Source organism: Pseudomonas sp. LBUM1645, assembly GCF_059716185.1.
Map to the genome: position 1 here is coordinate 1,087,159 of NZ_CP166811.1, position 14,066 is coordinate 1,101,224.

Consider the following 14,066-nt stretch of genomic DNA (forward strand, 5'->3'; position numbering starts at 1 on the left):
CCATGGCGATTCGCGTGCAATCCACGGCGTTCGATCCGGGTGCTGAAGTCAACGCCATGCACGCCGCCAATGTGGGCGTCGGTGCGGTGGTGAGTTTTGTCGGCTATGTTCGCGACTTCAATGACGGACTCGACGTCGCCGGGATGTTCCTTGAGCACTACCCGGGCATGACCGAAAAAGCCCTCGCCAAGATCGCCACAGAGGCCGAGCAGCGCTGGCCGCTGCTCAAACTTGAAGTGCTGCATCGCATCGGTGCCCTGGAACCGGGTGAGCCGATCGTCTTCGTCGGTGCCGCCAGCGCCCACCGCCAGGCCGCGTTCGATGCCTGCGCCTTTGTCATGGACTACCTGAAAACCCGCGCACCGTTCTGGAAGAAAGAAAACACCCCTGACGGGTCGCGTTGGGTTGAAGGGCGTGACAGTGATCATGCAGCGGCGGATCGCTGGAAGCAGTAAGTAGCCTGTTGTTTCTTGGTTGTCTGCTCTGCCATCATCGCGAGCAAGCTCGCTCCCACAGTTGATCTCAATGAACACAAATTTTGTGTACGACAAAGATTACCTGTGGGAGCGAGCTTGCTCGCGATGGGGCCCTCCGCGCCACCCAATTTCTCCCTGGTTCACCCCCCCCCGACCAGAGGCCGATTTAACCCCGCCTGCCCGATTGACGATCAATACATAAAAGTCCAGTATGGAATTATAAGTACAAAAAAGGTGTTCCCCCGTTTTAGCTCTTTCTTCTGTCTTGCCAAACCAACAACAACCCGCGAGAGAACGAACATGAAGAAATTCCCCCTCATCACCGGTCTGGCTCTGAGCCTGTTGGCGTGCAGCAGCCTGTTCGCCGCCGATAAAACCCTGCGCATCGGTATCGAAGCGGCTTATCCACCGTTCGCGTCCAAAACCGATAAAGGTGAGATTGTCGGGTTCGACTACGACATCGGCAATGCCCTGTGCGCGCAGATGAAGGTCAAGTGCGTCTGGGTCGAAGGTGAGTTCGACGGTCTGATTCCTTCCCTTAAAGTGAAGAAAATCGACATGGCGCTGTCGTCCATGACCATCAACGAAGACCGCAAGAAGTCCGTGGATTTCACCCACAAGTATTACTTCACCTCATCGCGACTGGTGATGAAGGAAGGCGCGGCAGTGGATGACCAGTACGCCAGCCTCAAGGGCAAGACTATTGGTGTGCAGCGCGCCACCACTACCGACCGTTACGCCACTGAGGTTTTCGAGCCGAAGGGTATCAACGTCAAGCGTTACGGCAACAACGAAGAGATCTACATGGATCTGGCTGCCGGTCGCCTCGATGCCATTTTTGCCGACACCATCCCGCTGAATGACTTCCTGACGATGCCGCGTGGCAAGGGTTATGCCTTTGTCGGGCCGGAGCTCAAGGATCCGAAATACGTGGGCGAGGGCGCCGGGATTGCGGTGCGCAAGGGCAACACCGAGTTGGTCTCCGAGCTGAACACGGCCATCGACGGCATTCGCGCCAGTGGCGAGTACCAGAAGATTTCAGAGAAGTACTTCAAGTCTGATATCTACGGCGAGTGATCAATTGCTGGCAGGGGCTTTCTCATGAAAGCCTCTGCGCGGTTCCGATTCCTGAAAAACGCTTGAAAGTTAATCCCTTCTTAACCGGCTTGTCGTCTATTCCCCAATACCCCGCTGTGCGCGCCGGACTCTCAAAGGTCAGGGCCAGCGTGTAGACTTCTGGGCAATCGATATTTAGAAGGGAAACGCAATGAGCGAGGAAACGATGCGGTTGGGCCGCGAACGGCGCTATCTGGTGTTGCTGGGCATCATCTGCCTGGGGCTGATCGGTGGCGCGCTGTACATGCAAATTGTTCTGGGCGAGGCGCCATGCCCGCTGTGCATCCTGCAACGTTATGCGTTGCTGCTGATCGCGCTCTTCGCGTTCATCGGCGCGGCCATGCGCACCCGCCGCAGCATCACGGTATTTGAAACCCTGGTGGTGATCTGCGCCATTGCAGGCGTCGGAGTGGCCGGGCATCACGTCTATACCCAGTTCTATCCGGCGGTCAGCTGCGGCATCGATGTACTGCAACCGATAGTCGACGGTTTGCCACTGGCGAAGATCTTCCCGCTGGGCTTCCAGGTCGACGGCTTCTGCTCCACGCCGTACCCACCGATCCTCGGTCTGTCGCTTGCACAGTGGGCGCTGCTAGCCTTTGTGCTGATCGTGGTGCTGGTGCCGCTGCTCACGTCGCGTAACCGCAAAGCGCTGAGCTGAAGTTATCCGCCGCAATCGCTGCCACACAAAAAAACGCCCCGGCCCTCGTTGAGGGGGCCGGGGCGTTTTGCATTTCAGGGCGCAGGTTAAATGACCTTGATGCGCGACAAGTCTGGGTGCGGCACGTGTGCGACATGTTGTCACAGCGGGAGTGTCGCAAGGCATTTCAGGGCGCCGAATTGGTACATGACTACGCAACAAAATTGGCCTGTTTCAGCGTCTGGCAACTTCAGCCCGAATAATCCGGAACAGGCAGTTTTAACAGGTCCTGGCGAATCGCCGAAGCCCTTGTCATATGGGGGGTTGGGCAGGGTCGAAGGAGGGCGCAGAGCCTTCGATACTGTCTGAACTGCCTGAGGTAGACCTACAATTTTTGGTGTTTTTGTTGAGAATGAATTTCGATACCATGGCGCACTTTTGCAAATACCGTTAATGATTGTTGCTGGAATGGATAAAAATTATTTCGGGATGAGACATGGTTTATAAAACGTTACATATCTACAATCGCCCGCACTGAATTCCCGGCACTGCTCATCCCTGAGCAGGAATAGGGCGTCGAGAGGCCCTTTGGCTTCATGCGACTCCCAGGTGTCGGTGCCTTCCAATTATCCGCACCAAATGGAATTGGTCTGTAACAAGGCCTTTGACCACGAATTCGAATAAGAACTCAACGCTGGCCCAGGATTTGTCGAACAGCGTCTGACGCGCGACGGGCAGCCACTTATTCAATCCAAGAAAAATGCCAACCCTTGGCAGGGTGAAGTGTTGGCGATCAAAACCCAACTGCATTGCGCAAGCTGCTTTAGAGGTCGTGAGATGAGTAAAAACAGGTACCCCAGACTACTAGGCTTATTGCCGCTGATCGGCACGTTGTTGCTGTCAGGCTGCAACATGACCTTGCTCGATCCCAAGGGCCAGGTCGGCCTGGACGAGCGAAACCTGATCATCACCGCAACGCTGCTGATGCTGTTGGTCGTGGTTCCGGTCATCGTCATGACCTTCCTGTTCGCCTGGAAATACCGCGCGTCCAACACCGACGCCGTCTACACGCCGAAGTGGTCGCACTCCACCAAGATTGAAATCGCGGTGTGGGCTGTTCCAGTGCTGATCATCATTGCCTTGGGTTATGTCACCTACAAGTCGACCCACGCGCTGGATCCTTACAAGCCGCTGGAATCCGACGTCAAGCCGATCACCATTGAAGTGGTCGCGCTGGACTGGAAGTGGATGTTCATTTATCCAGAGCAAGGCATCGCCACCGTCAACAAGATCGTGTTCCCGGCGCACACGCCGATCAACTTCAAGGTGACTTCGGACTCCGTGATGAACTCGTTCTTCATCCCGGCCTTGGGCGGCCAGATCTACGCGATGGCCGGCATGCAGACCAAACTGCACCTGATCGCCAACCAGAACGCTGAAATGGACGGTATCTCCGCCAACTACAGCGGCGCTGGTTTCACCGGCATGAAATTCAAAGCTATCGCCACCTCTCAGGAAGATTTCGACGCCTGGGTCAGCGAAGTCAAAAAGGCACCTAAACAGCTTGAAAAAGCTGAATACGAAGCCCTTTCCAAGCCAAGCCAGAACAACCCAGTCGAGCTCTACTCCTCGGTCACGCCGAACCTGTTCCAGATCATCGTCGACAAGTACGAAGGTATGAATCCGGGCAAGCCGATGCACCACGAGAAGAAAGAGAAAGAAGTGGCCCATATGGAAGGGATGGACATGAGTTCGCATTCAGCTGCCGGGGCAGAGGAGTAAACGATGTTTGGTAAATTAAGTTGGGAAGCGGTCCCGTTCCACGAACCGATCGTGATGATAACCATCGCCATGATCGCGCTCGGTGGTCTGGCGCTGTTCGCTGCAATCACCTATTTCAAGAAGTGGACCTACCTGTGGTCCGAGTGGCTGACTTCGGTCGACCACAAGAAAATCGGCGTGATGTACATCATCGTTGCCATGGTCATGCTGCTGCGCGGTTTTGCCGACGCCATCATGATGCGTACCCAGTTGGCCATGGCCACCGAGGGTTCGCCTGGCTACCTGCCGCCTGAACACTATGACCAGATCTTCACCGCTCACGGTGTGATCATGATCATCTTCATGGCGATGCCATTCTTCACCGGCCTGATGAACCTTGCAGTGCCGCTGCAGATCGGCGCTCGTGACGTTGCCTTCCCGTTCCTGAACTCCTTGAGCTTCTGGCTGCTGGTTTCCGGCGTAGTGCTGATCAACCTGTCCCTGGGCGTCGGCGAATTCGCCAAGACCGGTTGGGTTGCCTATCCGCCGCTGTCGGGCCTGCAATACAGCCCTGGCGTGGGGATGGATTACTACATCTGGGCGCTACAGCTATCCGGACTAGGTACGACGCTGACGGGGGTCAACTTCCTGGCCACCGTGCTGAAAATGCGTACCCCGGGCATGAAGCTGATGGACATGCCGATCTTCACCTGGACCTGCACCTGGGCCAACGTCCTGATCGTCGCTTCGTTCCCGATCCTGACCGCTACCCTGGCACTGCTGACGCTTGACCGTTACATGGATTTCCACATTTTCACCAATGAACTTGGTGGCAATCCGATGATGTACGTCAACCTGTTCTGGGCCTGGGGTCACCCCGAGGTTTACATCCTGATTCTGCCGGCGTTCGGGATCTTCTCCGAAGTCATCTCGACCTTCACCGGCAAGCGTCTGTTCGGCCACCACTCGATGGTCTACGCATCGGGCGCGATCTCGATCCTGGGCTTCATGGTCTGGCTGCACCACTTCTTCACCATGGGCTCGGGTGCCAGCGTCAACGCCTTCTTCGGTCTGGCGACGATGCTGATTTCGATCCCGACGGGGGTGAAGCTATTCAACTGGCTGTTCACCATTTACCAAGGGCGTTTGCGTTTCACCAGCCAGGTTCTGTGGACCCTGGGCTTCATGGTGACCTTCGCCATCGGCGGCATGACCGGCGTACTGCTGGCCATTCCGGGTGCGGACTTCGTCCTGCACAACAGCCTGTTCGTGATCGCTCACTTCCACAACGTGATCATCGGCGGCGCGGTATTCGGCTACATCGCAGGCTTCGGCTTCTACTTCCCTAAAGCGTTCGGCTTCAAGCTGCACGAAGGTTGGGGCAAGGCAGCGTTCTGGTTCTGGATCTCGGGCTTCTTCGTCGCGTTCATGCCGCTCTATGCACTGGGCTTCATGGGCATGACCCGTCGTCTGAACGCCACCACCAACCCTGAGTGGGTGCCGTACCTGTACGTCGCCATGTTCGGTGCGGTGATGATCGCGGTCGGTATCGCCTGCCAGCTGATTCAGCTGTATGTCAGCGTGCGTGATCGCAACAAGCCAGAAAACATGTGCGATCACGGTGACCCGTGGAATGCACACACGCTGGAATGGTCGACCTCGTCGCCACCACCGTTCTACAACTTTGCCGTGCTGCCAAAAGCGGACACCATCGATCCGTTCACCGAAGCCAAGGAAAACGGTACCGCGTACAAGGCTCCGGCCAAGTACGAACCGATCCACATGCCAAACAACACCGCGACCGGTGTGGTCATGGGTGCTCTGTTGACCGTGTTCGGTTTCGCGATGATCTGGCACATCTGGTGGTTGGCCATCGTTGGCCTGGTTGGCACCGTGGGCTACTTCGTGATCCACGCTGCACGTGATGATCAAGGCTACATGGTGCCGGTCGACGTGATCGAGCGCATCGAAGCCGAGCAGCACAAGCGTCTGGTAGCGGCCGGGAAAGTTCCAGCCACCGCCACCCGTGTTGAAACCTCGTTGGAACAGGCTTAAACCATGTCGAACTTAGTGACCACTGCTGGACACGCCCATGGCACGGACCATGGGCACGACGACCATCACCACGACTCGGGCGAGATGACCGTATTCGGTTTCTGGCTCTACCTGATGACCGACTGCATTCTGTTTGCGTCGATCTTCGCGGCGTACGCGGTACTGGTTAACAACGTAGCGGGTGGCCCGTCGGGCCACGACATCTTCGAACTGCCGTATGTACTGGGCGAAACCGCTCTGCTGCTGTTCAGTTCGATCACCTACGGCTTCGCCATGCTGGCGTTGTTCAAGGGCAAGAAGAACCAGGTCCTGGGCTGGCTGGGCATGACCTTCCTGTTCGGTGCCGGCTTCATCGGCATGGAGATCAACGAGTTCCACATGCTGATCTCCGAAGGCTTCGGTCCTAGCCGCAGCGGCTTCCTGTCCGGGTTCTTCACCCTGGTCGGCACCCACGGTCTGCACGTGACCAGCGGTCTGATCTGGATGGCGATCATGATGTACCAGGTGCAGAAAAACGGCCTGACGGCGACCAACAAGACCCGTCTGAGCTGCCTGAGCCTGTTCTGGCACTTCCTGGACGTGGTGTGGATCTGCGTATTCACCGTTGTTTATCTGATGGGGACTATGTAAATGGCTAACGCTCATTCCCACGATAGCCACGACGCCAGCCACGGCAGCGTCAAGTCTTACGCTATCGGTTTCATTCTGTCGGTGATCCTGACGGTCATTCCTTTCGGCCTGGTGATGTACCCATCGCTGCCGAAAGCCCTGACCCTGTGGATCGTACTGGCCTTCGCAGTCATCCAGGTGCTGGTGCACCTGGTGTACTTCCTCCACCTGGACCGCTCCGCTGCCCAGCGTAACAACGTGATCGCGTTTGTCTTCGCTGCACTGGTAATCGTTCTGTTGGTAGGCCTGTCGCTGTGGATCATGTTCAGCATCCACTCCAACATGATGGCGCACTGAGGAAAGTCCGGATGTCCTTTAAGCACTTTATCCAAATCACCAAACCGGGGATCATTTTCGGTAACGTGCTTTCTGTGGCAGGCGGATTTTTCCTGGCCTCGAAAGGGCATGTCGATCTGGCCATTTTCCTGGCCGCCATGATCGGCACGTCGCTGGTGGTGGCTTCCGGTTGCGTGTTCAACAACTGCATCGACCGCGACATCGACCTGAAGATGGAACGCACCAAAAACCGGGCGCTGGTCCAGGGCTTGATCTCCCTGAAACTGGCCCTGGCGTTTGCGACCGTCCTGGGTGTTTTTGGCGTTGCACTGTTGTACAAAGTGGCCAACCCGTTGGCCGCGTTGTTCGCGGTGATCGGCTTCGTCATCTACGTCGGCTTCTACAGCCTGTACCTCAAGCGCAAGTCGGTTCACGGCACGCTGGTGGGCAGTCTGTCGGGCGCCATGCCGCCGGTGATTGGCTACGTGGCTGTGACGAACAACTTCGACATGGCTGCACTGACGTTGCTGGTGATGTTCAGCCTGTGGCAGATGCCGCATTCCTACGCCATCGCGATCTTCCGCTTCAACGATTACCTGGCTGCATCGATTCCGGTGTTGCCGGTGAAGCGCGGGATTCAAGTGGCCAAGAAGCACATCCTGATCTACATCCTGGCGTTCCTCGTGGCGACCTTGATGCTGACCTTCAGCGGCTACGCCGGCATGAGCTATCTCGCCGTCGCCGCGGCCATGGGCATGTACTGGTTGTACATGGCCTGGACCGGTTACAAGGCAGTGGATGACACGGTCTGGGCACGCAAGCTGTTCGTGTTCTCGATCTTCACCATTACCGCGTTGAGCGTGATGATGTCGCTCGACTTTAAAGTGCCGAGTGAGCTGTTGCTGACGTACGCGCCTTAAGGTTTAGAGGCTGCACAAAAAGCCCCGCCTTCGAGAGAAGAGCGGGGCTTTTTATTGGGGATTGTCTGGTGGACCGAGTTGCTCCAATCGCGAGCAAGCTCGCTCCCACACTGGATCAAGTACGACGCTGAACCCCTGTGGGAGCGAGCTTGCTCGCGATGGCCTTACCGCGGTCTATCAGGAAAACTCAGCTATCGAGCAACCGGAAAAACCGTTCCCGCACCTGCGTGTTATCGCTATGCGCCACGTTGAAGCGCAGGAAGTGGCTAGCGCTCGGCGCTTTGCTGAGCAGGGTGCCGGGCGCCAGTACGAGGTCGATTTCCAGGCCTTTCCTTGCCAGCGTTTCGGCATGCAGCCCCTCGGGCAGACGCGTCCAGATAAACAACCCTTCCCCCGGCAGCGACGACGCCGAGCACCCGGCCTCTTCCAGCCAACCCGCCACCCTGCTGTTGGACTCGTACAGCCTATCCACCGTACGCCGCGCGTGTTTGGCGTAGCTGCCGTCGCTGAGCATGGTGCAGGTGATATGTTCGGCCAGTTCCGAGGTCACGCCGCCGCAGGCCATTTTCAGCGCGACCAGGCGCGCCGCCAGTTGTGGCGATAGCACGGCATAGCTGACGCGGCTGTTGGCGGTCAGGGTTTTGGAGAAGCCGGAGATATAGCTGACATTGTCCAGCCCGCTCGCGGCCAGTCTTGGCGTGCGGCGTTGCTGAATGTCGGCGTACAAATCGTCTTCCAGAATGTGGAAGTTGTGGCGATGGCTCAGTTCCAGCAAGCGGTACACCTGCGCAGGGGTGAACGAGTGCCCGGTGGGGTTATGCAGGGTGCTATTGGTCATGTAAAGCACCGGTTTGTGGGCGATCACCAATTGTTCGAAGGCTTCAAGGTCCATGCCGTCGCAATCCCGGGCGATGGTGATGACCTTGGCGCCATGCAGCGCGAGGTTGGCGTGCATGTTGAAGTAGCAAGGGTCGTCGAGCAGCACTGTGTCGCCGGGTTTGATCAGCAGGCGCATCAGCAGGTCGATGGCCTGCATGGTGTTGGCGGTGGTGATGATCTGATCCACCGGGACTTCGATGCCGAAGGTCGACAGCTTGACCCGCAACGCCTGGCGCAGCGGCAGGTAACCGCCGGCAACGCCATATTCGCCCATGCGCAGGCTGGTGGCGCGCAAGGTGCCGCGCACGGCTTTGAGCAATTCGTCGGCAGGCAGCCACGAGGTCGGCAGGAATCCGCAGCCGGGGCGCAGGGCGCCGTTGTCCAGCAGCAATGCGCGGCGGACCACGCTGAGGGTGTCTTGAGGTTGCAGATCCGGGCCGGTGCCGGTGTGCAGCGTGGTGCTGGTGCGGTGCACGTAATGCCCGGAACCCTGGCGTGAAACCACCACGCCCTTGGCCCGCAAGCGGTCCAGCGCATCGACTACCGTGGATTTGCCCACGTTCATCAACTCGGAGAGTTCGCGAATCGGCGGCAGCTTGGCCCCGTGAGCCAACCCGCCCTGGGCGATCGCCAGCGACAGCTGGTCGACGATCTGCTGGACCAGCGGCACGCCGGGCTGGAATTCGATGGCGGCGATCACTGCACGTTGAACCTGCATTTTACTGGTCTCTCCGGCAGTAAAGTTCGTTTGATTCTATACGAACTTGCTCTGATCAGAACAAGCGTCTTTCTCTACCATCGCCTTAAAGACTTTTCTGATTGTCGGCGTCGTGTGGCCCCCGCAATCGCTCGATTCAGAGGTGTTGCATGAGTGTTCAAACAACGGTCGCCATCGCCAAACCGGTGATCAACATCCGCCTGTTCACAATCCGGATCATCACCGCCGTGTCGCTGTTCGCCGTGCTGGGCAAGGCTAACGTCTGGCTCGACACCGCTACCAACAGCATTCTCGCCCTCGGTTATCGGGCCTTGTTGTTGCTTTTGCCGCTGACTTTGCTGGTGCTGGGTCGCCGCTCCCTGAGCGTCACGCTGCTGTGTGCAGCCCTAGGATTGGTGTTGCTCGCGGTCACCAGCAACCAAGGCATGGTGATGTTCGCCGCCGCATTGTTTGCCTACGGCATCGCCATCGCCGGTTACCTGATCAAGAGCGAAGCGGCCCAGACCAAAGAGGGCGCGGCGTACAACCGGGTGGCGATGAACATGGGCAGCCTGCTGGCGGGCCTGATCCTGCTGTCGCCGCTGCTGACCCCTACGATGTTCTTCCTCGGCGCAGCGAGTTTCGTCCTGCTGTGCCTGCCCATCGCCATGGGCGCCACCTTCACCACTGATGCAGTGGTTGCCCGCCCTGCGACCCAGGATAGTAGCGGCTGGCGCAACAAACTGCCGTGGGTGATCGCCGGCATCATCATGGGGATCAAGCTGTTTGGCGTGTTCTCGATCCTGCCGCAAGCCATCCTGCTCGAAACCGGTGAATTACCGGCCTGGTATGGCCTGATGCTGATCCTCAACAGCGCGGTGGTGGTGTTCGCCCAGGTGCCGATGATGAAACTGATCGAACGCACCGGGCGCTTCAAGGTGGTCGCGGTGATCGGGATCATCGTCGGTGGCTTCGCGGTGCTTTCGTCTCCGGCCGCTTTTCACGTCGAAACCCTCGTTGGCGCGTTGATCTGGGTGGCGCTGCTGTCCCTCGCCGAATGTGCGTTCAGCTACCTCGATTACTTCTCCGTCAAACAAAACAACATGTTCGTCAAGGAAGTGTCCCTCGGTGTCGGCGCCGGTCTGACGGTGCTGATCATGCGGGTCGTGCCGCCGCCGTACAACGCACTGGTGCTGGCCGCCATTGGCGCGGGCGGGATCCTGGCCTGGTACTACCTCAACCGTAAATCCAATGCGTCGTTGCACGACTGAGTCATCGCGGTTGCGCTATTCACTTTCACAGGTCGGAGGTTTCATGAATACGACGTCATGCGTAGTCGTGGTCGGGTACAACGGCAATCGGGTTCACGATATCCAGAAACTGCGCGAGCTCTGCAAGACGCTCTATAGCGCCCGGCTCATCCTGCTGGTCGATCAGATTCAGCCCGATGACGAGCACGTGGCCGATCACGTCTGCAGCACTTCACTGGCACCGGAAAAGGTAGCGGCCTCCCTCGAACTGGTGGTGGGCTGTCTGAATGCCGATCGATGGAAGCTGATCGGGGTTCTGCCTTTCTCCGACCGTGGCGTGTTGCTCGGCGCCGCGCTGGCTTCCCATTTCGGTCTGCCCGGCATCACCCCGGGCGAGGCGCGGGCGGGGCTGGACAAACAGATCTTTCGCAAGCTGGAAGCGGCTGCCAGCACTTCACCGGAGCATTACCGTCCGGTGTTTTCTGCACGCATCGAGAGCCTGCCCGAACTGCGCCAACGGGTCGTCGAACTGGGCGGCAAAGCATTCATCAAACCGGCCTGCGAAGGGGCGAGCAGAGGTTGTCGGGTCATCCATCATCCGTCCGAATGCGACGAGGCCTGGCAGGCGCTCAAGCCGTATCGCGAAGGCGGCATCGTGCTCGAAGAGCTGATCCAGAACGCCCGGGAATACAGCTGGGATTACGTGGCCGGCAGCACCTGGGTTACCGAAAAAACCACCACTGAAGGCGCCTATCGCGCGGAAATCCAACAAGTGGTGCCCGCGCCGTTGACGGCCGATGTGCAGGCTCGATTGGCGGCTGCGGGACATCACATGTCCGGGCTGGTTTCGCTGGATAACGGCGCTTACCACAACGAAGTGTTCCTGCGCGCCGACGGACTGACCTCGGCAGTGGAAACCAACATGCGCCCCGGCGGCATGCACATCTGGGACCTGGCCCGTCTGGCGTTCGTGGATTTCGATCCGTGGGAACGCTGGGTCAGATGGGCGGTGGAAGGCAAGACCGAACACCACGATCCCGTGGCCCGGGGTTATTGCGGCATCCGTCTGCTCAGAGCACAGGCCGACGGTCTTTTGCGCGCCACGCCAGACATCGAGTCGCTGGCCCGGAAACTGGGCATCGAACTGGTGGACGCGGTGTATGCCAAGCGCCCCGGTGATTCGGTCACGGCATTGGTGAAAGACAACACCTCGTTCATCGGCCACATCGTGTTGTTCAGCAAGGACTACGGACAACTCAGCGACAACCTGTTGCGGCTGGCAGAAGCGATCGAGTCACGCGTCGAGGTCACCTGCCTGGCACCGGCGACGAGGGCTTTTGGCTGAGCCGATGGGACCTGCATTTTTTGCATTATTGATTCAGAGGGTTTGGTAAATGATTGAGCAAAAGAGCTGTGATGAGCGTTTCATCGACCTGGCAAAAGAGCTCGGCTATGACATCTACGGCGAGAACACCGCCGGCGGGCATTATGCCCCGCTGATTCGGCATTACGACGAACTGTACGTCAGTGGTCTGGTGCCGCGCATGAACGGCAAAATTCAATACCCCGGCAGAGTCGGTCTGGAATTGAACATGGCAGATGCTCAAGCGGCAGCCAGTATCAGCGCGATGCGCGGGCTGGCGCTGATCGTTGATGCCATTGGTTCGCTGGATAAAATAAAGTCCCTGATACGGGTAACGGTCTATGTGAAATGCACGGCAGACTTTGTTGATCTCAGCGAAGTGGCCAACGGCGCGTCGGATGTATTCAGCCATGTGTTGGGGGACGCCGGTAAACATACTCGAACGACCGTGGGTGTTTATCAATTACCGAAAAATGCCGCGATAGAAGTTGATATGATTGTCGCGCTGCGGCCTTCACTTTTATAAGTGTTAGTTGTTCGGCTTTACAGTGCTGAATTGTTCGCCTAAGGTTCGGTCACTCAAGTCGGAAAAATAAGTTGGAACTCGCGGATGAATAATGTTCAGGGTGCGTTTTTTTCATACAAGGACTTTCGTCAGAGTTTGCATCATCAACCGGTAAGTCCGCGGGTTTGGAAAGGTGCGGAGCTAATGGATTTGCGTCAGACGCTGGAGGCCAGTGACGTCGATATCGTCGCATTGGCCCACGACAAGAGCATCGACGGGTGTGAAGTGACGCCCGGCATGGCGGTTGCCATGCAGTGGTTGAAACCCGGCGTGGTGCTTAACGGGCACTCCCATTCCTGGTGGCACCTGTTCATCATTCAGTCCGGCAGCGGCGCGTTAACCCTGGGCGACGCCGATGAGGTGAACGTCAACACCGGCGATGTCTTGCTGGTGCCGGCCTGGACAAGACACGGCTTCGTCAACACGAGTACCACCGAGCCGCTGGCCATGCTGAACATGAGCAACATGCCGCAAATGGCGCTGCTCTCCAATTTTGCCGACAGCCACGGGCTGATCACCCTCCAGCCGTAATCGCCCTGCGTTTTACTTCAGGGAGTCAGCGTTCGCTGACTCCCTTTTTTTCTGACCCCCTCCAGAGTCCGCCTGACGAATTGCGTTTTTAAACTTTCTGTATCGATAGAATCAGATAATTTCTGTATCTGTTCAGCGCTTAATCAACTAACTACGATCGCTTCCAATGCAAAGGATTTATGTGGTTAATGCAAAGGGAGTGTTCTATGGAAAGTACAAAACTTAAACTGTATGTTGGCGCAGATTTTGTCAGTGTCTTTGCAATGTCGGCATTCGTGGCGCTAAAAGAAAAGCAACTTTATTTTGATGTGGTGAGTGTGGATTTGAAAGGTCGCGAGAACTATTTGCAGCCTTATCATGGTTTGTCGCTTACATGCAAAATTCCCACGCTCATTCACCAGGATTTCGCATTGTCGGAATCTTCGGCCATTGCCGAATACCTGGAAGAGCTAGCGCCGGGGCATAACAGACTATTGCCGCTGGACATCAAGCAGCGAGCGCGCGCCCGTCAACTCCAGGCCTGGTTGCGCAGTGATTTGTTGGTCATTCGCAAAGAACGCCCGGCGGACCTTATTTATTTCGGCAAAAAAGATACTCCGCTGTCCGACGATGCCCTGGCCGCCGTCGACCGGTTGTTTTTTGTCGCCGATCGATTGCTGGAGGGAGGCGCCGAGCATCTGTTCGGTGACTGGAGCATTGCCGACACCGACCTGGCAATCATGCTCAACCGACTGGTCGCCAACGGTGATCAAGTTCCCTCCCGACTCGCCGCGTATGTCCGCCACCAGTGGGATCGCGACAGTGTTCGGGCATGGATGGACATAGAGCGCGCAGCGCCGGCCATCCAGTAAGAACTGCCAGCCAATCA

General features: G+C 57.6%; 14 protein-coding genes. 13 read left to right on the top strand and 1 reads right to left on the bottom strand.

Annotation, left to right across the window (positions count from 1 at the left end; translation table 11 throughout):
- The first annotated feature begins 2 nt into the window (after positions 1–2).
- The 8 genes from moaE (at position 3) to cyoE (ending at position 7,913) form a co-directional block, all read left to right on the top strand.
- Positions 3–455 carry a molybdopterin synthase catalytic subunit MoaE gene (gene moaE / locus ACA079_RS04680; RefSeq protein ID WP_046045949.1) on the top strand — a complete coding sequence of 151 codons (453 nt, stop codon included), beginning with the start codon at positions 3–5 and terminating at the stop codon, positions 453–455.
- Between the two features lie 321 nt (positions 456–776).
- Complete coding sequence (locus ACA079_RS04685) at positions 777–1,553, top strand: ABC transporter substrate-binding protein (RefSeq protein WP_497702725.1); 777 nt, start codon at positions 777–779, stop codon at positions 1,551–1,553.
- Between the two features lie 190 nt (positions 1,554–1,743).
- Positions 1,744–2,253: a disulfide bond formation protein B gene (locus ACA079_RS04690; RefSeq protein WP_497702726.1), complete on the top strand. Its 510-nt coding sequence runs from the start codon at positions 1,744–1,746 to the stop codon at positions 2,251–2,253.
- A gap of 816 nt (positions 2,254–3,069) precedes the next feature.
- The gene (gene cyoA, locus ACA079_RS04695; RefSeq protein WP_415773332.1) at positions 3,070–4,014 is read left to right on the top strand and encodes a ubiquinol oxidase subunit II; all 945 of its coding nucleotides are present in this window, start codon (positions 3,070–3,072) and stop codon (positions 4,012–4,014) included.
- Positions 4,015–4,017: 3 nt separating this feature from the next.
- Positions 4,018–6,048: a cytochrome o ubiquinol oxidase subunit I gene (gene cyoB, locus ACA079_RS04700; RefSeq protein WP_497702727.1), complete on the top strand. Its 2,031-nt coding sequence runs from the start codon at positions 4,018–4,020 to the stop codon at positions 6,046–6,048.
- 3 nt (positions 6,049–6,051) lie between these two features.
- Positions 6,052–6,678 carry a cytochrome o ubiquinol oxidase subunit III gene (locus ACA079_RS04705; protein ID WP_008147627.1) on the top strand — a complete coding sequence of 209 codons (627 nt, stop codon included), beginning with the start codon at positions 6,052–6,054 and terminating at the stop codon, positions 6,676–6,678.
- Complete coding sequence (gene cyoD / locus ACA079_RS04710) at positions 6,679–7,014, top strand: cytochrome o ubiquinol oxidase subunit IV (RefSeq protein WP_008147629.1); 336 nt, start codon at positions 6,679–6,681, stop codon at positions 7,012–7,014. It begins immediately after the preceding gene.
- An 11-nt stretch (positions 7,015–7,025) separates the two neighbouring features.
- The gene (gene cyoE, locus ACA079_RS04715; protein WP_497702728.1) at positions 7,026–7,913 is read left to right on the top strand and encodes a heme o synthase; all 888 of its coding nucleotides are present in this window, start codon (positions 7,026–7,028) and stop codon (positions 7,911–7,913) included.
- A gap of 187 nt (positions 7,914–8,100) precedes the next feature.
- Here cyoE and ACA079_RS04720 read toward each other — a convergent pair whose 3' ends face one another.
- Entirely contained in the window at positions 8,101–9,510 is a 1,410-nt protein-coding gene (locus tag ACA079_RS04720; protein ID WP_497702729.1) for an aminotransferase-like domain-containing protein, read from the bottom strand.
- A 149-nt stretch (positions 9,511–9,659) separates the two neighbouring features.
- Between ACA079_RS04720 and ACA079_RS04725 the strand changes: the two genes are divergently transcribed.
- The 5 genes from ACA079_RS04725 (at position 9,660) to yfcF (ending at position 14,049) form a co-directional block, all read left to right on the top strand.
- On the top strand, positions 9,660–10,760 hold the full coding sequence (locus ACA079_RS04725) for an MFS transporter (protein ID WP_497702730.1): 1,101 nt from the start codon (positions 9,660–9,662) through the stop codon (positions 10,758–10,760).
- A gap of 43 nt (positions 10,761–10,803) precedes the next feature.
- Positions 10,804–12,084 (top strand): biotin carboxylase, encoded by a 1,281-nt coding sequence (locus ACA079_RS04730; protein ID WP_497702731.1) that lies wholly within the window; start codon positions 10,804–10,806, stop codon positions 12,082–12,084.
- Between the two features lie 49 nt (positions 12,085–12,133).
- Positions 12,134–12,628: a RidA family protein gene (locus ACA079_RS04735; protein WP_497702732.1), complete on the top strand. Its 495-nt coding sequence runs from the start codon at positions 12,134–12,136 to the stop codon at positions 12,626–12,628.
- A gap of 84 nt (positions 12,629–12,712) precedes the next feature.
- Positions 12,713–13,198: a cupin domain-containing protein gene (locus tag ACA079_RS04740; protein ID WP_497702733.1), complete on the top strand. Its 486-nt coding sequence runs from the start codon at positions 12,713–12,715 to the stop codon at positions 13,196–13,198.
- A 206-nt stretch (positions 13,199–13,404) separates the two neighbouring features.
- Complete coding sequence (gene yfcF, locus ACA079_RS04745; protein ID WP_497702734.1) at positions 13,405–14,049, top strand: glutathione transferase; 645 nt, start codon at positions 13,405–13,407, stop codon at positions 14,047–14,049.
- Positions 14,050–14,066: the final 17 nt, after the last annotated feature.

Excerpts from the sequence above, each read along its gene's own strand:
- moaE (WP_046045949.1), top strand. The coding sequence starts at position 3 with ATGGCGATTCGCGTGCAATCCACGGCGTTCGATCCGGGTGCTGAAGTC.
- ACA079_RS04685 (WP_497702725.1), top strand. The coding sequence starts at position 777 with ATGAAGAAATTCCCCCTCATCACCGGTCTGGCTCTGAGCCTGTTGGCG.
- ACA079_RS04690 (WP_497702726.1), top strand. The coding sequence starts at position 1,744 with ATGAGCGAGGAAACGATGCGGTTGGGCCGCGAACGGCGCTATCTGGTG.
- cyoA (WP_415773332.1), top strand. The coding sequence starts at position 3,070 with ATGAGTAAAAACAGGTACCCCAGACTACTAGGCTTATTGCCGCTGATC.
- cyoB (WP_497702727.1), top strand. The coding sequence starts at position 4,018 with ATGTTTGGTAAATTAAGTTGGGAAGCGGTCCCGTTCCACGAACCGATC.
- ACA079_RS04705 (WP_008147627.1), top strand. The coding sequence starts at position 6,052 with ATGTCGAACTTAGTGACCACTGCTGGACACGCCCATGGCACGGACCAT.
- cyoD (WP_008147629.1), top strand. The coding sequence starts at position 6,679 with ATGGCTAACGCTCATTCCCACGATAGCCACGACGCCAGCCACGGCAGC.
- cyoE (WP_497702728.1), top strand. The coding sequence starts at position 7,026 with ATGTCCTTTAAGCACTTTATCCAAATCACCAAACCGGGGATCATTTTC.
- ACA079_RS04720 (WP_497702729.1), bottom strand. The coding sequence starts at position 9,510 with ATGCAGGTTCAACGTGCAGTGATCGCCGCCATCGAATTCCAGCCCGGC.
- ACA079_RS04725 (WP_497702730.1), top strand. The coding sequence starts at position 9,660 with ATGAGTGTTCAAACAACGGTCGCCATCGCCAAACCGGTGATCAACATC.
- ACA079_RS04730 (WP_497702731.1), top strand. The coding sequence starts at position 10,804 with ATGAATACGACGTCATGCGTAGTCGTGGTCGGGTACAACGGCAATCGG.
- ACA079_RS04735 (WP_497702732.1), top strand. The coding sequence starts at position 12,134 with ATGATTGAGCAAAAGAGCTGTGATGAGCGTTTCATCGACCTGGCAAAA.
- ACA079_RS04740 (WP_497702733.1), top strand. The coding sequence starts at position 12,713 with ATGAATAATGTTCAGGGTGCGTTTTTTTCATACAAGGACTTTCGTCAG.
- yfcF (WP_497702734.1), top strand. The coding sequence starts at position 13,405 with ATGGAAAGTACAAAACTTAAACTGTATGTTGGCGCAGATTTTGTCAGT.